Source organism: Escherichia albertii (genome assembly GCF_028622335.1).
Taxonomy (GTDB): domain Bacteria; phylum Pseudomonadota; class Gammaproteobacteria; order Enterobacterales; family Enterobacteriaceae; genus Escherichia; species Escherichia albertii.
This window is the reverse complement of the sequence record NZ_CP117568.1, coordinates 2,333,679-2,354,935: the sequence shown is the minus strand read 5'-3', so window position 1 is coordinate 2,354,935 and position 21,257 is coordinate 2,333,679. Positions and strand designations below refer to the sequence as shown.

Genomic DNA, 21,257 nt, shown 5'->3' with positions numbered 1-21,257 from the left:
ATATGAATTGTTAACTGAGAATAAACTAAATGGATAAATTTCGTGTTCAGGGGCCAACAAAGCTCCAGGGCGAAGTCACAATTTCCGGCGCTAAAAATGCTGCTCTGCCAATCCTTTTCGCTGCGTTGCTGGCGGAAGAACCTGTAGAGATCCAGAACGTCCCGAAACTGAAAGACGTCGATACATCAATGAAGCTGCTCAGCCAATTGGGCGCAAAAGTAGAACGTAATGGTTCTGTGCATATTGATGCTCGCGATGTTAATGTTTTTTGCGCGCCATATGAACTGGTCAAAACCATGCGAGCTTCTATTTGGGCGCTGGGGCCGCTGGTGGCCCGTTTTGGCCAGGGACAGGTTTCTCTACCAGGTGGTTGTACTATCGGTGCTCGTCCGGTTGATCTGCATATTTCCGGCCTTGAGCAATTAGGCGCAACCATCAAGCTGGAAGAAGGTTATGTAAAAGCATCTGTCGATGGTCGTCTGAAAGGCGCGCATATCGTGATGGATAAAGTCAGCGTCGGTGCAACTGTGACCATCATGTGCGCAGCGACTCTGGCGGAAGGCACCACCATTATTGAAAATGCGGCGCGTGAACCCGAGATTGTTGATACCGCTAACTTCCTGATTACGTTGGGCGCGAAAATTAGCGGTCAGGGCACCGATCGTATCGTCATCGAAGGTGTGGAACGTTTAGGCGGCGGCGTCTACCGCGTGTTGCCTGACCGCATTGAAACCGGTACTTTCCTGGTGGCGGCGGCGATCTCTCGCGGCAAAATTATCTGTCGTAACGCTCAGCCAGATACTCTTGACGCAGTGCTGGCGAAACTGCGTGATGCCGGAGCGGACATCGAAGTTGGCGAAGACTGGATTAGCCTGGATATGCATGGCAAACGTCCGAAGGCTGTGAACGTGCGCACCGCGCCGCATCCGGCATTCCCGACCGATATGCAGGCCCAGTTTACGCTGCTGAACCTGGTGGCGGAAGGTACCGGATTCATCACCGAAACGGTCTTTGAAAACCGTTTCATGCACGTGCCAGAGCTGAGCCGTATGGGCGCGCATGCCGAGATTGAAAGCAATACCGTTATCTGTCACGGCGTTGAAAAACTTTCCGGCGCACAAGTTATGGCGACCGATTTACGTGCTTCAGCAAGTCTGGTACTCGCAGGCTGTATCGCAGAAGGTACAACGGTTGTTGATCGTATTTATCACATCGATCGTGGCTACGAGCGCATTGAAGACAAATTGCGCGCGCTGGGCGCTAACATCGAACGTGTGAAAGGCGAGTGATCGTCTGATAGCTGGCAGCCCCGTTCGCGGGGCTACCGCCAGGCTACTCATTTTTGCGGTTTGGTGTAGCTTCGCATCAACTGCGTTCTGTCGATAAACTCATGTGTCTGCGGATCATGATAGCGTGATGGCCAGATAACCCAGGGGTCAGTTCCCAGCGCTTTCGCAATAATCATCTCTCCCTTTGGCCATGGACGCGACAACGCATTCGCCAGTGTTGAAGAACTTAAACCGTTTCTGCGAGATTCCGCCGCCATTGACGTACCTTTTTTCCGCAAGCCAGCAATAATATCTGCGGGATGCCAGTCAATGAAATTATTCTCCATCTTTCCTCACTCCTTAAGTCACTTACATTCAGAACATAAACTTCGGGTAGCACAACTATACTCTGGATGGCGTATTGCTCTAAAAAGTTCCTGTAAAGAGTGTGAATATTCAGAATATATCAAGATTAGCGGGCTGAAGTTTAGACAGCATTAAGCCGAATAAAGAGTTTTTTGGAGTATACTGGAATCATCCCGCGCAGCACGCGGGATGAGGGGAAGGGATTAACGATCGCGTTGAACCGCGATGTGTGCGAGGCCGATTAATGCTTCTCGCCATGGCGTATCCGGTAATACCTGCAATGCTGCTATAGCTTTGTCTGCTTCTTCCTCTGCACGCTGACGCGTCCATTCCAGAGAACCACAAGCGTTCATTGCTTCCAGAACCGGTTCCAGTAGATGGCGACCATTACCTTGCTCAATAGCTGTACGGATCATCTGCGCCTGTTCTGGAGTACCGTGATGCATGGCATGTAGCAGCGGCAGTGTTGGCTTGCCTTCGTTCAGATCATCCCCAACGTTTTTACCCAACTGCTCGCCGTCGGCGTTATAGTCCAGCAGATCGTCAATGAGCTGGAAGGCCGTGCCAAGGTAGCGACCATAATCTTGCAGGCCTTTTTCCTCTTCCGGCGTACAGCCTGCCAGAATACCGGAACACTGAGCCGCAGCTTCAAACAGACGCGCGGTTTTGCTGTAAATAACGCGCATGTAGTTCTCTTCAGTGATATCCGGGTCATTAACGTTCATAAGTTGCAGAACTTCACCTTCTGCGATGACGTTGACTGCTTCTGACATCACCTCCAGAACTTTGAGCGAGCCGAGGCTGGTCATCATCTGGAAAGCGCGGGTATAAATAAAATCACCGACCAGCACACTGGCAGCGTTGCCAAATGCGGCATTGGCTGTGGCTTTACCACGACGCATATCCGATTCATCCACAACGTCGTCGTGTAGAAGGGTCGCGGTGTGGATAAACTCGATCAGAGCGGCGATGGTGACATGCGCATTTCCCTCATAGCCAACGGCTCTGGCAGCCAGTACGGCAATCATCGGACGAATACGTTTACCGCCGCCGCTAACGATGTAATAGCCTAACTGATTGATCAGCTGGACGTCGGAATTAAGCTGCTCGAGAATTGCCGCATTAACACCCGCCATATCTTGCGCGGTTAACTCATTGATTTTTTCTAAATTCATCGCAAAAGCCGGGCTTTTCGCCCCGATTACCTTACTGTGAACACAGGCAACTTAGGGTTTATGGTTAGGAATATATGCTGATTGTACTGAAAAAACGGCACAGATAAACGTTACCGTACAAGTTGTGTTTTTTTTCTTCGTGTATCGACTGTAGCACTTGTCAAAGGCGCGCGTTTTGCGTAATATTCGCGCCCTATTGTGAATATTTATAGCGCACTCTGAATCATTGAAAAGGTGTGCGCGGAAGCGGAGTTTTATATGTACGCGGTTTTCCAAAGTGGTGGTAAACAACACCGAGTAAGCGAAGGTCAGACCGTTCGCCTGGAAAAGCTGGACATCGCAACTGGCGAAACTGTTGAGTTCGCTGAAGTTCTGATGATCGCAAACGGTGAAGAAGTCAAAATCGGCGTTCCTTTCGTTGATGGCGGCGTAATCAAAGCTGAAGTTGTTGCTCACGGTCGTGGCGAGAAAGTTAAAATCGTTAAGTTTCGCCGTCGTAAACACTATCGTAAGCAGCAGGGCCATCGTCAGTGGTTCACTGATGTGAAAATTACTGGCATCAGCGCCTAAGACCTGAGGAGAGATTTCAAATGGCACATAAAAAGGCTGGCGGCTCCACACGTAACGGTCGCGATTCAGAAGCTAAACGCTTGGGCGTTAAGCGTTTCGGTGGCGAATCCGTTCTGGCGGGTAGCATCATCGTTCGTCAACGTGGCACCAAATTCCACGCTGGCGCTAACGTAGGTTGCGGTCGTGACCACACTCTGTTTGCTAAAGCAGACGGTAAAGTGAAATTCGAAGTTAAAGGCCCGAAAAACCGTAAATTTATCAGCATCGAAGCTGAATAAGTTTTTCGCGTCCCGGTAACGGATGAAAGCCCCGCAACACGTTGCGGGGCTTTTTACATTAGATAACCGGTAAAAAATGCTCACAGCGCGGCGTTAATCCGCAAACGCGTTTTGCAGGAAATACGGTATGAAGCAGCAGGCAGGCATTGGTATTCTTTTAGCGCTCACTACAGCAATTTGCTGGGGAGCGTTGCCAATCGCAATGAAGCAGGTGCTGGAGGTCATGGAGCCTCCGACAATCGTGTTTTACCGTTTCTTGATGGCAAGCGTTGGCCTGGGCGCCATTCTTGCAGCGAAAAAGAAACTGCCGCCATTACGTGTTTTTCGTAAGCCTCGCTGGTTGATTTTGCTGGCAGTGGCGACTGCCGGGCTGTTTGGGAACTTCATCCTGTTCAGCTCGTCTTTGCAATATCTGAGTCCTACTGCCTCGCAGGTGATTGGGCAACTCTCGCCGGTAGGCATGATGGTTGCCAGCGTATTTATCCTGAAGGAGAAAATGCGTAGCACCCAGGTTGTGGGGGCATTGATGCTTTTGAGTGGGCTGGTGATGTTCTTTAACACCAGTCTGGTCGAGATTTTTACCCGACTCACCGATTACACCTGGGGAGTTATCTTTGGGGTCGGTGCGGCGACGGTTTGGGTGAGTTATGGCGTGGCGCAAAAGGTTTTATTGCGTCGGTTGGCTTCACCGCAGATTCTGTTTTTGCTGTACGCTTTGTGTACAATGGCGCTCTTCCCACTGGCACAGCCTGGGGTGATAGCGCAGCTTAGCAACTGGCAGCTCGCATGTTTAATTTTTTGCGGGCTGAATACGTTGGTAGGATATGGCGCCCTGGCGGAAGCGATGGCACGCTGGCAGGCAGCGCAGGTGAGCGCGATAATCACGCTTACCCCACTGTTTACGCTGTTTTTTTCAGATCTTTTATCACTGGCCTGGCCCGATTTCTTCGCCAGACCGATGTTAAACCTTTTAGGTTATCTCGGTGCGTTTGTCGTGGTTGCGGGCGCGATGTATTCCGCCATTGGTCATCGTATTTGGAGCGGATTACGTAAGCATACAACGGTGGTATCGCAACCCCGCGCAGGCGAATGATTTACGGAGAATAAAATGAAGTTTGTTGATGAAGCATCGATTCTGGTCGTTGCAGGTGATGGCGGTAATGGTTGCGTGAGCTTCCGCCGCGAAAAGTATATTCCGAAAGGCGGCCCGGATGGCGGCGACGGCGGTGACGGCGGCGACGTCTGGATGGAAGCCGATGAGAACCTGAATACGCTTATCGATTACCGTTTCGAAAAATCTTTCCGCGCAGAGCGTGGTCAAAACGGCGCAAGCCGTGATTGCACCGGTAAGCGTGGTAAAGACGTCACGATTAAAGTGCCGGTGGGAACGCGTGTTATTGACCAGGGCACTGGCGAAACCATGGGCGATATGACCAAACATGGTCAGCGCCTGCTGGTTGCCAAGGGCGGCTGGCACGGTCTGGGCAATACCCGTTTTAAATCTTCTGTTAACCGTACACCACGGCAGAAAACCAACGGTACGCCGGGCGATAAGCGCGAGCTGCTGCTGGAGCTGATGCTGCTGGCTGACGTCGGTATGTTGGGGATGCCAAATGCCGGTAAATCGACCTTTATCCGTGCGGTCTCGGCGGCTAAACCGAAAGTGGCGGATTATCCGTTTACCACTCTGGTGCCAAGCCTGGGCGTGGTACGTATGGATAACGAAAAGAGCTTCGTTGTTGCCGATATTCCGGGGCTGATTGAAGGCGCTGCGGAAGGTGCTGGTCTTGGGATTCGCTTCCTGAAGCACCTGGAACGTTGTCGCGTGCTGTTGCACCTCATCGATATCGATCCGATTGATGGTTCCGATCCGGTTGAGAATGCGCGCATTATTATCAGTGAACTGGAAAAATACAGTCAGGATCTGGCAGCGAAACCACGCTGGTTAGTCTTCAATAAGATTGACCTGCTGGATAAAGCGGAAGCCGAAGAGAAAGCGAAAGCGATCGCTGAGGCGTTGGGCTGGGAAGATAAATATTATTTGATCTCTGCGGCGAGCGGACTGGGCGTGAAAGATCTCTGCTGGGATGTGATGACCTTTATCATTGAAAACCCAGTTGTGCAGGCCGAGGAAGCGAAACAACCAGAGAAAGTCGAGTTCATGTGGGATGATTATCACCGTCAGCAGCTTGAAGAGATTGCTGAAGAGGATGATGAAGACTGGGACGACGACTGGGATGAAGACGACGAAGAAGGCGTTGAGTTCATTTACAAACGTTAATGACCGATGACAAATGGCCTGATGCGCTACGCTTATCAGGCCTACAGAGTATGGCAATATATTGAATTTGCATAATTTTGTAGGTCGGATAAGGTGTTTACGCCGCCTTCGGCATAAACAAAGCGCACTTTGTCAATAATCTGAAACCCCGGCCATGCGCCGGGATTTCTCTTTAGACTAATTATTCTGATAAATATCTTTATACAATCGGCTTTCGAAACGCACTAACGGAATACGGCGATTACGCTGGTCCGCCGGTTCTACCGCGTAACCAGAAAGATATTGTACGAACGCCATCCGTTGCCCACTTGCGGTGGTAATGAATCCCGCCAGGTTATACACACCCTGCAACGAACCGGTTTTTGCCGAAACTTTACCATCTACGCCTGCCTGATGCAGACCTGCACGGTACTGTAAAGAGCCGTCATAGCCCGCCAGCGGCAGCATGGAGATAAAGTTAAGTTCATTATCGTGTTGAGCTATGTATTGCAGCACTTGCATCATGGTGGCGGGGGCAATCAGGTTATGCCGCGAAAGCCCTGAACCATCGGCAATAATCGTGTTACCAATATCGATACCAGCTTGCTGGCGCAGGATCTGACGTACGGCGTCCGATCCGGCCCGCCATGTTCCAGGCACATTGAAGCGCGCATGACCAATCATGCGGAAAACTGTATCAGCGATCATGTTGTCCGACTTTTTCAGCATAATCTTAAGCAGATCGTGCAAAGGCGCTGATTGTTTACTGGCGACCACCGTTCCTGGTTCATTAACCTGCGTCTGGCGCAGCAACGTGCCGCTATAAGTGATACCCGCCTGCTTTAGCTCATCTTTCAGAATGGCCCCAGCGTAGCTGGCGCCATCCTGCACGGCGAAAGCCAATGGTAGCGGCTCTGAGCGTTGTGGCAGGCATCCGGTCAACGTAAAACGATTCAGGTCGCCAGGCACTACGTCCAGCTCGCAATATTGTGCCTCAGCAGAGCCGCGAGGAAGCGTTCGTACCTGGCTGAACATCGTAACGGGGTAATATGACGCCACACGAATAAAAGCCATATCACCAGGTTTTTGTGCGCTGTAAAGCGAGACGGAGAAGCAGTTGCGATCGACAATAACGGCGGCTGGCGGAGCGCTAAAGCATTGTGTCATATCGTTCCACGGCCAGCCGGGGGCTTTATCGTGGCTGGCGAAAATAGAAGTATCAACGAGCACATTGCCATCGATTTGTGTGACGCCAGACTTTTTCAACGCGGTGACCATATTGCGAAGATCCTGACGTTTTAGTGTCGGATCGGCACCAAATCGCGCGACTAAGTCGCCTTTAAGCACACCGTTCTCTACGTTGCCTTTGGTTTCCAGCGTGGTGGTAAAACGAAAATCGGGGCCAAGCTGAATTAATGCCGCCAGCGCAGTGATCACCTTCTGTGTACTGGCGGGAAGCGCCATCTGTTGACTGTGGTAATCAATAGTAGGGGCAGAAGCGCCGACTTTTTGCACCATCAGGGCAAGGTTGGCACCGGCGGGGAGTTGAGTAATGTACTCATCAACATTCGCGGCCTGAACACTGAACGCTATACCGCTGGTCAGTCCGATGATAAATCTGGAAAATCGCATAATCTCGCGCTAACAACCTGGAATCAAGCCGTCATACTACGGCGCAACGCCCTATAAAGTAAACGATGACCCTTCGGGAACTTCAGGGTAAAATGACTATCAAAATGTGAATTGTAGCTGGCCTGGGACCTGTTCCCGGGTCGGTATTTTTTTGCTTCTGGTCCCGGCGAGGAGTTGTGCCGGGCATGCCGAACAGCCGGGGTGGGTGGAGACCTGCCCCATCAGGAATATTCAAGAGGTATAACAAATGCAAGCTATTCCGATGACCTTACGCGGCGCTGAAAAATTACGCGAAGAGCTGGATTTTCTGAAATCTGTGCGCCGTCCTGAAATCATTGCCGCTATCGCTGAAGCGCGCGAGCATGGCGACCTGAAAGAAAATGCTGAATATCACGCAGCCCGTGAACAGCAAGGTTTTTGCGAAGGACGTATCAAAGATATCGAAGCCAAGCTGTCGAACGCGCAGGTGATTGATGTCACCAAAATGCCAAATAATGGTCGCGTGATTTTTGGTGCAACCGTAACGGTGTTGAATCTGGATTCTGACGAAGAGCAGACTTATCGCATCGTTGGCGACGACGAAGCTGACTTTAAGCAGAACCTGATTTCTGTAAACTCGCCTATTGCTCGTGGGCTAATTGGCAAAGAAGAAGATGATGTTGTGGTCATCAAAACACCGGGCGGCGAAGTAGAATTTGAAGTCGTTAAGGTGGAATACCTGTAAGAATTACCCAATACTCAAGATGTTGATGTATTGTAAAGAAAGGAAAAAGGCCGCTATGCGGCCTTTTATCAACGAACAGAGCGTGGCATTTTGCTCTCCTGTCTGCGGAAAATCCCTCGTTTTACACAGCAAATGTGTGTAACTTTAGGATAATCTTAGCGCGGCAGCGAGATTTTACGTTCTTTAGTTGGACGATAAAGCACCAGCGTTTTACCGATGACCTGTACGTTACAGGCGCCGGTTTCGCGCACGATAGCTTCCACGATCAAGGTTTTAGTTTCGCGATCTTCCGAGGCGATTTTCACCTTGATAAGTTCATGGTGCTCTAACGCTTGTTCAATCTCGGCCAGTACCCCTTCGGTCAAACCATTGCTGCCAAGCAGAACTACCGGCTTGAGCGGATGTGCCAGACCTTTCAGGTGCTGTTTTTGTTTAGTACTCAGATTCATCGTATTTTTTGCTTACGTTGGGATTGAAAACGGGTCATTCTACCGCCATCTCCCATATATCGCCAAATAGGCGCGTAAAAATTTACGCAATTGGTTACGATGAGTTATCCCAATGGGAAAGTTAAATGACAGGTAAGAAGCGTTCTGCCAGCTCCAGCCGCTGGCTTCAGGAACACTTTAGCGATAAATATGTTCAACAGGCGCAGAAAAAAGGGTTACGTTCCCGTGCCTGGTTTAAACTTGATGAAATACAGCAAAGTGACAAACTCTTTAAACCGGGGATGACGGTTGTCGATCTTGGTGCTGCACCAGGTGGTTGGTCACAGTATGTGGTCAGTCAAATTGGCGGCAAAGGTCGCATCATCGCTTGTGATCTTTTACCTATGGATCCTATCGTTGGTGTGGACTTTCTTCAGGGCGATTTTCGTGATGAACTGGTAATGCAAGCACTACTGGAGCGCGTAGGCGACAGTAAAGTCCAGGTTGTCATGTCCGATATGGCACCAAACATGAGCGGAACACCGGCGGTGGATATTCCCCGTGCCATGTATTTGGTGGAACTGGCGTTAGAAATGTGTCGTGATGTTCTGGCGCCAGGTGGCAGTTTTGTTGTGAAGGTGTTCCAGGGCGAAGGTTTCGATGAGTATCTAAGGGAAATTCGCTCCCTGTTTACGAAGGTCAAAGTTCGTAAGCCGGACTCTTCTCGTGCTCGTTCGCGGGAAGTGTATATAGTAGCGACCGGGCGTAAACCCTAACCGGGAGATTTCAAACGAAAGTTTGAAAGATGCTGGATATAGAGTATCCTGACGCTGTTTTTAACACAGTTGTAATAAGAGGTTAATCCCTTGAGTGACATGGCGAAAAACCTAATACTCTGGCTGGTCATTGCCGTTGTGCTGATGTCAGTATTCCAGAGCTTTGGGCCCAGCGAGTCTAATGGCCGTAAGGTGGATTACTCTACCTTCCTACAAGAGGTCAATAACGACCAGGTTCGTGAAGCGCGTATCAACGGACGTGAAATCAACGTTACCAAGAAAGATAGTAACCGTTATACCACTTACATTCCGATTCAGGATCCGAAATTACTGGATAACCTGCTGACCAAGAACGTCAAAGTTGTCGGTGAACCGCCTGAAGAACCAAGCCTGTTGGCTTCTATCTTCATCTCCTGGTTCCCGATGCTGTTGCTAATTGGTGTCTGGATCTTCTTCATGCGTCAAATGCAGGGCGGCGGCGGTAAGGGCGCTATGTCGTTCGGCAAGAGCAAAGCACGTATGCTGACGGAAGATCAGATAAAAACGACCTTTGCTGACGTTGCCGGTTGCGACGAAGCAAAAGAAGAAGTTGCCGAACTGGTTGAGTATCTCCGTGAGCCGAGCCGTTTCCAGAAGCTGGGCGGTAAGATCCCGAAAGGCGTGCTGATGGTTGGTCCTCCGGGTACCGGTAAAACGCTGCTGGCGAAAGCGATTGCAGGCGAAGCGAAAGTTCCGTTCTTTACTATCTCCGGTTCTGACTTCGTTGAAATGTTCGTTGGTGTTGGTGCATCCCGTGTACGTGACATGTTCGAACAGGCGAAAAAAGCGGCACCGTGCATCATCTTTATCGATGAAATCGACGCCGTAGGCCGCCAGCGTGGCGCAGGTTTGGGCGGTGGTCACGATGAACGTGAACAGACCCTGAACCAGATGCTGGTTGAGATGGACGGCTTCGAAGGTAACGAAGGTATCATCGTTATCGCCGCGACTAACCGTCCTGATGTACTCGACCCAGCGCTGCTGCGTCCTGGCCGTTTCGACCGTCAGGTTGTTGTTGGCTTGCCAGATGTTCGTGGTCGTGAGCAGATCCTGAAAGTTCATATGCGTCGCGTACCTTTGGCACCCGATATCGACGCGGCAATCATTGCCCGTGGTACTCCTGGCTTCTCTGGTGCGGATCTGGCGAACCTGGTGAATGAAGCGGCACTGTTCGCTGCTCGTGGCAACAAACGCGTTGTGTCGATGGTTGAGTTTGAGAAAGCGAAAGACAAAATCATGATGGGCGCGGAACGCCGCTCCATGGTGATGACGGAAGCGCAGAAAGAATCGACTGCTTACCACGAGGCTGGTCATGCGATTATCGGTCGCCTGGTACCGGAACACGATCCGGTGCACAAAGTGACGATTATCCCACGTGGCCGTGCGCTGGGTGTGACCTTCTTCCTGCCTGAGGGCGACGCAATCAGCGCCAGCCGTCAGAAACTGGAAAGCCAGATTTCTACGTTGTACGGTGGTCGTCTGGCGGAAGAGATCATTTATGGTCCTGAACATGTTTCTACCGGGGCGTCAAACGACATTAAAGTTGCGACTAATCTGGCGCGTAACATGGTGACCCAGTGGGGCTTCTCCGAGAAATTAGGTCCGTTGTTGTATGCGGAAGAAGAAGGGGAAGTATTCCTCGGTCGTAGCGTGGCGAAAGCAAAACATATGTCCGATGAAACTGCACGTATCATCGACCAGGAAGTGAAGTCACTGATTGAACGTAACTATAATCGTGCGCGTCAGTTGCTAAATGACAACCTGGATATCCTGCATGCAATGAAAGATGCGCTCATGAAATATGAGACCATCGATGCGCCGCAGATCGATGACCTGATGGCACGTCGCGATGTTCGTCCGCCAGCAGGCTGGGAAGAACCAGGCGCTTCTAACAATTCTGGTGATAATGGTAGCCCAAAGGCACCGCGTCCGGTCGATGAACCGCGCACGCCGAACCCGGGTAACACCATGTCAGAGCAGTTAGGCGACAAGTAAGTTCCCGCATCAGATGACTGTATTTGTACCGAAAACCCCGGGGCTTGCTCCGGGGTTTTTTCTTATCAATTTATACCAGGGATAACACCATGAAACTCTTTGCCCAGGGCACTTCACTGGACCTCAGCCATCCTCACGTAATGGGGATCCTCAACGTTACGCCAGATTCTTTCTCTGATGGCGGCACGCATAACTCGCTGATTGATGCGGTGAAACATGCGAATCTGATGATCAACGCTGGAGCGACGATCATTGACGTTGGCGGCGAGTCCACGCGTCCAGGGGCTGCGGAAGTGAGTGTTGAAGAAGAGTTGCAGCGTGTTATTCCGGTGGTTGAAGCGATTGCTCAACGATTTGAAGTCTGGATCTCGGTTGATACATCTAAACCGGAAGTTATTCGTGAATCAGCGCGAGCGGGCGCTCATATCATTAACGATATCCGTTCCCTTTCCGAACCCGGCGCTCTGGAAGCGGCTGCAGAAACTGGTTTACCGGTTTGCCTGATGCATATGCAGGGAAATCCAAAGACCATGCAGGAAGCACCTAAATATGACGATGTCTTCGCCGAGGTGAATCGCTACTTTATTGAGCAAATAGCACGCTGTGAACGGGCGGGCATCGCAAAAGAGAAATTGTTGCTCGACCCCGGATTCGGTTTCGGTAAAAATCTCTCCCATAACTATTCATTACTGGCGCGCCTGGCTGAATTTCATCATTTCAACCTGCCGCTGTTGGTGGGCATGTCACGAAAATCGATGATTGGACAGTTGCTGAACGTAGGACCGTCCGAACGCCTGAGCGGTAGTCTGGCTTGCGCGGTCATCGCAGCGATGCAGGGTGCGCACATTATTCGTGTTCATGACGTCAAAGAAACCGTAGAAGCGATGCGAGTGGTGGAAGCCACTCTGTCTGCAAAGGAAAACAAACGCTATGAGTAATCGTAAATATTTCGGTACCGATGGGATTCGCGGTCGTGTAGGGGATGCGCCGATCACGCCTGATTTTGTGCTTAAGCTGGGTTGGGCAGCGGGTAAAGTTCTGGCACGTCACGGCTCCCGTAAGATCATTATTGGTAAAGACACGCGTATTTCTGGCTATATGCTGGAGTCAGCACTGGAAGCGGGGCTGGCGGCAGCGGGCCTTTCTGCGCTCTTTACCGGCCCGATGCCGACACCGGCAGTGGCTTATCTGACGCGTACTTTCCGCGCAGAGGCCGGGATTGTGATTTCTGCATCGCATAACCCGTTTTACGATAACGGCATTAAATTTTTCTCCATCGACGGCACCAAACTGCCGGACGCGGTGGAAGAAGCCATTGAAGCCGAAATGGAAAAAGAGATTAGCTGCGTTGATTCGGCAGAACTGGGTAAAGCCAGCCGTATCGTTGATGCTGCGGGTCGCTATATCGAGTTTTGCAAAGCCACGTTCCCGAATGAACTTAGCCTCAGTGAACTGAAGATTGTCGTGGATTGTGCAAACGGCGCGACTTATCACATTGCGCCAAACGTGCTGCGTGAACTGGGGGCGAACGTTATTGCCATTGGTTGTGAGCCGAACGGCGTAAACATCAATGCCGAAGTGGGGGCGACTGATGTGCGTGCGCTACAGGCGCGCGTGTTGGCTGAAAAAGCGGATCTCGGCATTGCCTTTGACGGCGACGGCGACCGCGTGATTATGGTTGACCATGAAGGCAATAAAGTCGATGGCGATCAGATCATGTATATCATTGCGCGCGAAGGTCTTCGTCAGGGCCAACTGCGTGGCGGCGTGGTGGGGACATTGATGAGCAACATGGGGCTGGAGCTGGCATTGAAACAGTTAGGCATTCCATTTGCTCGCGCAAAAGTGGGCGACCGCTATGTACTGGAAAAGATGCAGGAAAAAGGCTGGCGTATTGGCGCGGAGAACTCTGGTCACGTGATCCTGCTGGATAAAACGACCACAGGTGACGGCATTGTTGCTGGTTTGCAGGTGCTGGCGGCGATGGCGCGTAATCATATGAGTCTGCATGACCTTTGCAGCGGCATGAAAATGTTCCCGCAAATCCTGGTTAACGTGCGTTATACCGCGGGAAGCGGCGACCCGCTGGAGCATGAATCAGTCAAAGCTGTGACCGCAGAAGTTGAAGCGGCACTGGGGAGCCGTGGACGCGTGCTGCTGCGTAAATCCGGTACCGAGCCGTTAATTCGTGTAATGGTAGAAGGCGAAGACGAAGCGCAGGTGACTGAATTTGCGCATCGTATCGCAGATGCAGTAAAAGCGGTTTAATGTGATAGCTAACTGATTAAAAAGGCGGCGATTGTCGCCTTTTCCCTTTATCAAAATATCGATTTTGCTGTTTTTTTCCGCAGTTGATACAATGCAGTAAAATTGCCCTTGCGAAGGCCATTCGCTTTGGTTAGTATTCACACCCGCTTCAGTGGGAAAGATTAAAAAATCCCGTTTTATTGGTTGAAGCATTGGTACGCGGCAACTCCGCAAGGAACAGGTTGATTATGTACGAAGCTCTTTTAGTTGTTTTCCTTATTGTGGCGATTGGCCTTGTTGGTCTGATCATGCTGCAGCAAGGTAAAGGCGCTGATATGGGAGCCTCCTTCGGAGCAGGCGCTTCCGCTACGCTGTTTGGTTCAAGTGGTTCTGGTAACTTCATGACCCGCATGACGGCGCTGTTGGCAACGTTATTCTTCATCATCAGCCTGGTGCTGGGTAACATCAACAGCAACAAAACCAATAAAGGTAGTGAATGGGAAAACCTGAGTGCTCCGGCGAAAACCGAACAGACTCAGCCAGCTGCTCCGGCTAAACCGACCAGCGACATCCCGAACTAAAAAGTAATATCTGTGCCGAGGTGGTGGAATTGGTAGACACGCTACCTTGAGGTGGTAGTGCTCAATAGGGCTTACGGGTTCAAGTCCCGTCCTCGGTACCAAATTCCAGAAAAGAGACGCTGAAAAGCGTCTTTTTTTTCGTCTGATAAATATAGCTTTATTAAGCGTATCGTTATCAGACGACAGTAGAAATACGTGATTTTGGTGTAAGCTTACAGGGCTACAACGCACATAATAAAAAGGCCGCTTTCGCGGCCTACTAAACAGAATCTTTCCCGATTACTTCGTTTTGTTCTCCAGATTTTCGACCTGCGGCACACCCGAGGCAGCAGAAGAGGAGAGCAGCCCCGTTTTTGCGTAACCAAACAGTTTCTCGCGGGTATCTGTAATATCCAGATTACGCATGGTCAGCTGGCCGATACGATCATCTGGCGAGAACACCGAGTCACCTTTTTCCATCGTCAGACGTTCAGGCTTATAAGTCAGGTTGTCAGAGACGGTATTGAGGATGGAGTAATCGTTCCCGCGACGCAGCTCAAGAGTGACTTCACCTGTAATCTGGCTGGCGACCCAGCGTTGCAGGGAGTCACGTAGCATCAGCGCCTGGGAATCAAACCAACGTCCCTGGTAAAGCAAACGGCCCAACTGACGACCATGCGCATGATACTGCTCAATGGTGTCTTCGTTGTGAATACCGGTCAGCAGACGTTCATAAGCGATATGCAGCAGCGCCATCCCAGGAGCTTCGTAGATGCCGCGGCTTTTTGCTTCAATAATACGGTTTTCGATCTGGTCGCTCATTCCCAGACCATGACGACCGCCGATGCGGTTAGCTTCCAGCATCATTTCTACGTCGTTGCTAAAGGTTTTACCGTTCAGCGCCACCGGATGACCTTGCTCAAAGCGTACTGTGACTTCTTCTGCCGGGATCTTCACGCTCTCGTCCCAGAATTTCACGCCCATAATCGGATTGACGATTTTGACGCTGGAGTTGAGGTATTCCAGATCTTTCGCCTCGTGTGTTGCGCCGAGCATGTTGGAATCGGTGGAGTAGGCTTTTTCGACCGACATTTTATAGTCGAAACCGCAGGCAATCATAAATTCAGACATTTCATGACGACCGCCTAGTTCATCAATAAAGTCAGTATCGAGCCACGGTTTGTAAATCTGCAGTTCTGCGTTGGTCAGCAGGCCATAACGATAGAAGCGTTCGATATCGTTACCTTTGTAAGTGCTGCCATCACCCCAGATATTCACGCCATCTTCTTTCATAGCCGCAACCAGCATGGTGCCGGTCACGGCGCGACCCAGTGGAGTCGTGTTGAAATAGGTCAGGCCGCCAGTGGTGTTATGAAATGCGCCACACTGAATAGCGGCAATACCTTCGGCTACCAGTTGTTTGCGACAGTCGATAAGACGTGCGTTCTCCGCGCCGTATTCCATGGCACGACGAGGGATCGCATCATAATCCTCTTCGTCTGGTTGGCCCAAATTTGCAGTATATGCATAAGGAACCGCTCCCTTTTGTCGCATCCACAGCAGTGCGGCGCTGGTGTCCAGACCGCCAGAAAAAGCGATACCAATACGTTGACCTACCGGGAGATGCTTGAGAATCGTTGTCATAAAATAACACCCTGCTTGATTAACTGATGATGAGCCTGGATTTTGCTCTGATTGAATTTTTATGCAAAATAAATGAGTTTTCATTTAATCATCTTTTATCAAAGACAGGAAGGGGAGAGCGTGTTTTTTGTAAAATAATGCGCTTAAGGGAGAGCAGGAGAGGACAAAAGCATTCAAGAAATGAAAGTGAGCTGGATATTCATTCACATGATTAGCAATAAGCGTTGACAAAATGTGGCGTAGATCACTATAATGCCCGCAGATTTTACGTCCCGTCTCGGTACACCAAATCCCAGCAGTATTTGCATTTTTTACCCAAAACGAGTAGAATTTGCCACGTTTCAGGCGCGGGGTGGAGCAGCCTGGTAGCTCGTCGGGCTCATAACCCGAAGGTCGTCGGTTCAAATCCGGCCCCCGCAACCACTTTCCCTTAGAGTTCTTTTTCAAATATACTGTGAAGACTTCGGCCTTCGTAGTGGGATTTGAAAAAATCCTTCTGGAAAGTGCTCCAGACCGCAGTTGCGGTTATAGGGTTCAGTTATATAAAGCCCCGATTTATCGGGGTTTTTTGTTATCTGACTACAGAATAACTGGGCTTTAGGCCCTTTTTTTATGTCTTGGGGGTGGGCTTGTCCACATTAGAGCAAAAATTAACAGAGATGATTACTGCGCCAGTTGAGGCCCTGGGTTTTGAACTGGTTGGCATCGAGTTTATTCGCGGTCGCACATCCACACTGCGCATCTATATTGATAGTGAAGATGGCATCAATGTTGATGATTGTGCTGATGTGAGCCACCAGGTGAGCGCTGTGTTGGATGTTGAAGATCCCATCACCGTTGCTTATAACCTGGAAGTCTCCTCACCGGGTCTCGATCGCCCACTGTTCACGGCTGAACACTACGCCCGTTTTGTCGGAGAAGAGGCGACTCTGGTTCTCCGTATGGCGGTACAAAACCGTCGTAAATGGCAGGGCGTTATCAAAGCAGTAGACGGTGAAATGATCACAGTTACCGTCGAAGGTAAAGATGAAGTGTTCGCGCTGAGTAATATCCAGAAGGCGAACCTGGTTCCCCACTTTTAATAGTCTGGATGAGGTGAAAAGCCCGCGATGAACAAAGAAATTTTGGCTGTAGTTGAAGCCGTCTCCAATGAAAAGGCGCTGCCTCGCGAGAAAATTTTCGAAGCGTTGGAAAGCGCTCTGGCTACAGCAACCAAGAAAAAATATGAACAAGAGATCGACGTCCGTGTACAGATCGATCGCAAAAGCGGTGATTTTGACACTTTCCGCCGCTGGCTGGTTGTTGATGAAGTCACACAGCCGACTAAAGAAATCACTCTTGAAGCCGCACGCTTTGAAGATGAAAGCCTGAACCTGGGCGATTATGTTGAAGATCAGATTGAATCTGTCACCTTTGACCGTATCACCACCCAGACGGCAAAACAGGTTATCGTGCAGAAAGTACGTGAAGCTGAACGTGCTATGGTGGTTGATCAGTTCCGTGAACACGAAGGTGAAATCATCACCGGCGTGGTGAAAAAAGTAAACCGCGACAACATCTCTCTGGATCTGGGCAACAACGCTGAAGCTGTGATCCTGCGTGAAGATATGCTGCCGCGTGAAAACTTCCGCCCTGGTGACCGTGTTCGTGGCGTGCTCTATTCCGTTCGCCCGGAAGCGCGTGGCGCGCAACTGTTCGTGACTCGTTCCAAACCGGAAATGCTGATCGAACTGTTCCGTATTGAAGTGCCGGAAATCGGCGAAGAAGTGATTGAAATTAAAGCAGCGGCTCGCGATCCGGGTTCTCGTGCAAAAATCGCGGTGAAAACCAACGATAAACGTATCGATCCGGTAGGGGCTTGTGTAGGTATGCGTGGCGCGCGTGTTCAGGCGGTTTCTACTGAACTGGGCGGTGAGCGTATCGATATCGTCCTGTGGGATGATAACCCGGCGCAGTTCGTGATCAACGCGATGGCACCGGCAGACGTTGCTTCTATCGTGGTGGATGAAGATAAACACACCATGGATATCGCCGTTGAAGCCGGTAACCTGGCGCAGGCAATTGGCCGTAACGGTCAGAACGTGCGTCTGGCTTCGCAACTGAGCGGTTGGGAACTCAACGTAATGACCGTTGACGACCTGCAGGCTAAACATCAGGCGGAAGCGCACGCAGCAATCGACACCTTCACCCGTTATCTCGACATTGACGAAGACTTCGCTACTGTTCTGGTAGAAGAAGGCTTCTCGACGCTGGAAGAACTGGCCTATGTGCCGATGAAAGAGCTGCTGGAAATTGAAGGCCTTGATGAGCCGACTGTTGAAGCACTGCGCGAGCGTGCTAAAAATGCACTGGCCACCATTGCACAGGCCCAGGAAGAAAGCCTCGGCGATAATAAACCGGCTGACGATCTGCTGAACCTTGAAGGGATGGATCGTGATTTGGCATTCAAACTGGCCGCCCGTGGCGTTTGTACGCTGGAAGATCTCGCCGAACAGGGCATTGATGATCTGGCTGATATCGAAGGGTTGACCGACGAAAAAGCCGGAGCACTGATTATGGCTGCCCGTAATATTTGCTGGTTCGGTGACGAAGCGTAATAAACTGTAGCAGGAAGGAACAGCATGACAGATGTAACCGTTAAAACGCTGGCCGCAGAGCGACAGACCTCCGTGGAACGCCTGGTACAGCAATTTGCTGATGCAGGTATCCAGAAGTCTGCTGACGACTCTGTGTCCGCGCAAGAGAAACAGACTTTAATTGACCACCTGAATCAGAAAAATTCGGGGCCGGATAAATTGACGCTGCAGCGTAAAACACGCAGCACCCTTAACATTCCAGGTACCGGTGGAAAAAGTAAATCGGTACAAATCGAAGTCCGCAAGAAACGCACCTTTGTGAAACGCGATCCGCAAGAGGCTGAGCGCCTTGCTGCGGAAGAGCAGGCGCAGCGTGAAGCGGAAGAGCAAGCCCGTCGTGAGGCAGAAGAATTGGCCAAACGCGAAGCGCAACAAAAAGCTGAACGTGAGGCCGCAGAACAAGCTAAACGTGAAGCCGCTGAACAAACGAAACGTGAAGCTGCGGAAAAAGACAAAGTGAGCAATCAACAAGACGATATGACTAAAACCGCCCAGGCTGAAAAAGCCCGCCGTGAGCTGGAAGCTGCAGAGCTCAAGCGTAAAGCCGAAGAAGAAGCGCGTCGTAAACTCGAAGAAGAAGCACGTCGTGTTGCTGAAGAAGCACGTCGTATGGCGGAAGAAAACAAATGGACTGATAACGCAGAACCGACTGAAGATTCCAGCGATTATCACGTTACTACTTCTCAACATGCCCGCCAGGCAGAAGATGAAAGCGATCGTGAAGTCGAAGGCGGTCGTGGCCGTGGTCGTAACGCGAAAGCTGCGCGTCCTAAGAAAGGCAACAAACACGCTGAATCAAAAGCTGATCGTGAAGAAGCTCGCGCAGCAGTACGTGGCGGTAAAGGCGGAAAACGTAAAGGTTCTTCGCTGCAGCAAAGCTTCCAGAAGCCTGCTCAAGCCGTTAACCGTGACGTTGTGATCGGCGAAACCATCACCGTTGGCGAACTGGCGAACAAGATGGCGGTTAAAGGCTCTCAGGTCATCAAAGTGATGATGAAGCTGGGCGCAATGGCAACCATCAATCAGGTCATCGACCAGGAAACCGCACAACTGGTTGCTGAAGAGATGGGCCACAAAGTTATCCTGCGTCGTGAAAACGAGCTGGAAGAAGCGGTAATGAGCGACCGTGACACGGGGGCTGCGGCTGAGCCGCGCGCACCGGTTGTGACCATCATGGGTCACGTTGACCACGGTAAAACCTCTCTGCTGGACTATATTCGTTCAACGAAAGTGGCTTCTGGCGAAGCGGGCGGCATTACCCAGCACATCGGTGCATACCACGTTGAAACTGAAAATGGCATGATCACCTTCCTGGACACCCCGGGGCACGCCGCATTTACGTCAATGCGTGCACGTGGTGCGCAGGCAACGGACATCGTCGTCCTGGTTGTCGCTGCGGATGACGGCGTAATGCCGCAGACCATCGAAGCAATCCAGCATGCGAAAGCTGCACAGGTTCCGGTGGTGGTGGCAGTGAACAAGATCGACAAACCAGAAGCCGATCCAGATCGCGTTAAGAACGAACTCTCCCAGTACGGTATCCTGCCGGAAGAGTGGGGCGGTGAAAGCCAGTTCGTACACGTGTCTGCGAAAGCGGGTACCGGTATTGATGAACTGCTGGATGCTATCCTGCTGCAGGCTGAAGTGCTGGAACTGAAAGCGGTACGTAAAGGTATGGCGAGCGGCGCGGTTATCGAATCCTTCCTTGATAAAGGTCGTGGTCCGGTTGCCACCGTTCTGGTACGTGAAGGTACGCTGCATAAAGGCGACATCGTTCTGTGTGGTTTCGAATACGGCCGTGTTCGTGCAATGCGTAACGAACTGGGTCAGGAAGTGCTGGAAGCAGGTCCGTCCATTCCGGTGGAAATCCTGGGCTTGTCCGGTGTTCCGGCTGCAGGTGATGAAGTGACCGTTGTTCGTGACGAGAAGAAAGCACGTGAAGTTGCGCTGTATCGTCAGGGTAAATTCCGCGAAGTTAAACTGGCGCGTCAGCAGAAATCTAAACTTGAGAACATGTTCGCCAACATGACCGAAGGTGAAGTTCACGAAGTGAACATCGTGCTGAAGGCTGACGTTCAGGGTTCTGTGGAAGCGATTTCCGATTCCTTGCTGAAACTGTCTACTGACGAAGTGAAAGTTAAGATCATCGGTTCTGGCGTCGGGGGTATCACCGAAACCGATGCAACCCTGGCAGCAGCGTCCAACGCGATTCTGGTTGGCTTTAACGTACGTGCTGATGCATCTGCGCGTAAAGTTATTGAGTCCGAAAGTCTGGATCTGCGTTACTACTCCGTCATCTATAATCTGATCGATGAAGTGAAAGCGGCGATGAGCGGTATGCTTTCTCCAGAACTGAAACAAGAAATCATCGGTCTGGCGGAAGTTCGTGACGTGTTCAAATCACCGAAATTCGGCGCCATTGCAGGTTGTATGGTTACTGAAGGTGTGGTTAAACGTCATAACCCGATCCGCGTTCTGCGCGACAACGTGGTTATCTACGAAGGCGAGCTGGAGTCCCTGCGCCGCTTCAAAGATGACGTTAACGAAGTCCGTAACGGCATGGAATGTGGTATCGGCGTTAAGAACTACAACGACGTGCGCACTGGCGATGTGATCGAAGTATTCGAAATCATCGAGATTCAGCGTACCATCGCTTAAG

Annotated in this window: 19 protein-coding genes and 2 tRNA genes; 16 read left to right on the top strand and 5 right to left on the bottom strand. The window is 50.9% G+C overall.

Annotation, left to right across the window (positions count from 1 at the left end; genetic code table 11):
• The first annotated feature begins 29 nt into the window (after positions 1–29).
• Complete coding sequence (gene murA / locus PS053_RS11395; protein WP_000357276.1) at positions 30–1,289, top strand: UDP-N-acetylglucosamine 1-carboxyvinyltransferase; 1,260 nt, start codon at positions 30–32, stop codon at positions 1,287–1,289.
• A 47-nt stretch (positions 1,290–1,336) separates the two neighbouring features.
• Here the strand turns inward: murA and sfsB are convergent, their stop codons facing one another.
• The gene (gene sfsB / locus PS053_RS11390) at positions 1,337–1,615 is read right to left on the bottom strand and encodes a DNA-binding transcriptional regulator SfsB (protein ID WP_000429728.1); all 279 of its coding nucleotides are present in this window, start codon (positions 1,613–1,615) and stop codon (positions 1,337–1,339) included.
• Positions 1,616–1,837: 222 nt separating this feature from the next.
• Positions 1,838–2,809 (bottom strand): octaprenyl diphosphate synthase, encoded by a 972-nt coding sequence (ispB, locus tag PS053_RS11385; RefSeq protein ID WP_001047336.1) that lies wholly within the window; start codon positions 2,807–2,809, stop codon positions 1,838–1,840.
• A 258-nt stretch (positions 2,810–3,067) separates the two neighbouring features.
• Here ispB and rplU point away from each other — a divergent pair, with 258 nt between their 5' ends.
• From rplU to cgtA, 4 genes are all read left to right on the top strand, one after another.
• Positions 3,068–3,379, top strand: coding sequence for a 50S ribosomal protein L21 (rplU, locus tag PS053_RS11380; protein WP_000271401.1), 312 nt, complete (start codon positions 3,068–3,070; stop codon positions 3,377–3,379).
• A 20-nt stretch (positions 3,380–3,399) separates the two neighbouring features.
• A complete protein-coding gene (gene rpmA, locus PS053_RS11375) occupies positions 3,400–3,657 on the top strand; it encodes a 50S ribosomal protein L27 (protein WP_000940595.1) in 258 nt (85 codons plus the stop codon).
• Between the two features lie 127 nt (positions 3,658–3,784).
• Complete coding sequence (locus tag PS053_RS11370) at positions 3,785–4,750, top strand: DMT family transporter (RefSeq protein ID WP_105632648.1); 966 nt, start codon at positions 3,785–3,787, stop codon at positions 4,748–4,750.
• Positions 4,751–4,765: 15 nt separating this feature from the next.
• Positions 4,766–5,938, top strand: a complete 1,173-nt coding sequence (gene cgtA, locus PS053_RS11365) for an Obg family GTPase CgtA (protein WP_130223782.1) — start codon at positions 4,766–4,768, stop codon at positions 5,936–5,938.
• Positions 5,939–6,115: 177 nt separating this feature from the next.
• On the opposite strand, the gene dacB is transcribed toward cgtA, so the two are convergent.
• Positions 6,116–7,549 carry a serine-type D-Ala-D-Ala carboxypeptidase gene (dacB, locus tag PS053_RS11360; protein ID WP_256878801.1) on the bottom strand — a complete coding sequence of 478 codons (1,434 nt, stop codon included), beginning with the start codon at positions 7,547–7,549 and terminating at the stop codon, positions 6,116–6,118.
• A 247-nt stretch (positions 7,550–7,796) separates the two neighbouring features.
• On the opposite strand from dacB, the gene greA reads away from it, so the two are divergent.
• Positions 7,797–8,273, top strand: coding sequence for a transcription elongation factor GreA (gene greA / locus PS053_RS11355; protein ID WP_001148003.1), 477 nt, complete (start codon positions 7,797–7,799; stop codon positions 8,271–8,273).
• A 155-nt stretch (positions 8,274–8,428) separates the two neighbouring features.
• Here the strand turns inward: greA and yhbY are convergent, their stop codons facing one another.
• Complete coding sequence (gene yhbY / locus PS053_RS11350) at positions 8,429–8,722, bottom strand: ribosome assembly RNA-binding protein YhbY (protein ID WP_002460990.1); 294 nt, start codon at positions 8,720–8,722, stop codon at positions 8,429–8,431.
• Positions 8,723–8,847: 125 nt separating this feature from the next.
• On the opposite strand from yhbY, the gene rlmE reads away from it, so the two are divergent.
• The 6 genes from rlmE (at position 8,848) to PS053_RS11320 (ending at position 14,440) form a co-directional block, all read left to right on the top strand.
• Positions 8,848–9,477: a 23S rRNA (uridine(2552)-2'-O)-methyltransferase RlmE gene (gene rlmE, locus PS053_RS11345; protein WP_000145968.1), complete on the top strand. Its 630-nt coding sequence runs from the start codon at positions 8,848–8,850 to the stop codon at positions 9,475–9,477.
• A 99-nt stretch (positions 9,478–9,576) separates the two neighbouring features.
• Positions 9,577–11,511 carry an ATP-dependent zinc metalloprotease FtsH gene (ftsH, locus tag PS053_RS11340; protein ID WP_001107461.1) on the top strand — a complete coding sequence of 645 codons (1,935 nt, stop codon included), beginning with the start codon at positions 9,577–9,579 and terminating at the stop codon, positions 11,509–11,511.
• 89 nt (positions 11,512–11,600) lie between these two features.
• Positions 11,601–12,449: a dihydropteroate synthase gene (folP, locus tag PS053_RS11335; protein ID WP_000764740.1), complete on the top strand. Its 849-nt coding sequence runs from the start codon at positions 11,601–11,603 to the stop codon at positions 12,447–12,449.
• Positions 12,442–13,779 carry a phosphoglucosamine mutase gene (glmM, locus tag PS053_RS11330; RefSeq protein ID WP_000071146.1) on the top strand — a complete coding sequence of 446 codons (1,338 nt, stop codon included), beginning with the start codon at positions 12,442–12,444 and terminating at the stop codon, positions 13,777–13,779. The genes folP and glmM overlap by 8 nt, the downstream gene beginning before the upstream one ends.
• Before the next feature lie 227 nt (positions 13,780–14,006).
• On the top strand, positions 14,007–14,339 hold the full coding sequence (secG, locus tag PS053_RS11325; RefSeq protein ID WP_001295556.1) for a preprotein translocase subunit SecG: 333 nt from the start codon (positions 14,007–14,009) through the stop codon (positions 14,337–14,339).
• A gap of 14 nt (positions 14,340–14,353) precedes the next feature.
• A tRNA-Leu gene (locus PS053_RS11320) sits at positions 14,354–14,440 on the top strand.
• Positions 14,441–14,618: 178 nt separating this feature from the next.
• Here the strand turns inward: PS053_RS11320 and argG are convergent.
• On the bottom strand, positions 14,619–15,962 hold the full coding sequence (argG, locus tag PS053_RS11315) for an argininosuccinate synthase (RefSeq protein ID WP_000207690.1): 1,344 nt from the start codon (positions 15,960–15,962) through the stop codon (positions 14,619–14,621).
• Positions 15,963–16,308: 346 nt separating this feature from the next.
• Between argG and PS053_RS11310 the strand changes: the two genes are divergently transcribed.
• From PS053_RS11310 to infB, 4 genes are all read left to right on the top strand, one after another.
• Positions 16,309–16,385: transfer RNA gene (locus tag PS053_RS11310), tRNA-Met, on the top strand.
• A 206-nt stretch (positions 16,386–16,591) separates the two neighbouring features.
• The gene (gene rimP, locus PS053_RS11305; protein ID WP_002460999.1) at positions 16,592–17,044 is read left to right on the top strand and encodes a ribosome maturation factor RimP; all 453 of its coding nucleotides are present in this window, start codon (positions 16,592–16,594) and stop codon (positions 17,042–17,044) included.
• Positions 17,045–17,071: 27 nt separating this feature from the next.
• On the top strand, positions 17,072–18,559 hold the full coding sequence (gene nusA / locus PS053_RS11300) for a transcription termination factor NusA (RefSeq protein ID WP_001031048.1): 1,488 nt from the start codon (positions 17,072–17,074) through the stop codon (positions 18,557–18,559).
• Between the two features lie 24 nt (positions 18,560–18,583).
• Positions 18,584–21,256, top strand: a complete 2,673-nt coding sequence (gene infB, locus PS053_RS11295; RefSeq protein ID WP_256878802.1) for a translation initiation factor IF-2 — start codon at positions 18,584–18,586, stop codon at positions 21,254–21,256.
• Position 21,257 lies beyond the last annotated feature (1 nt).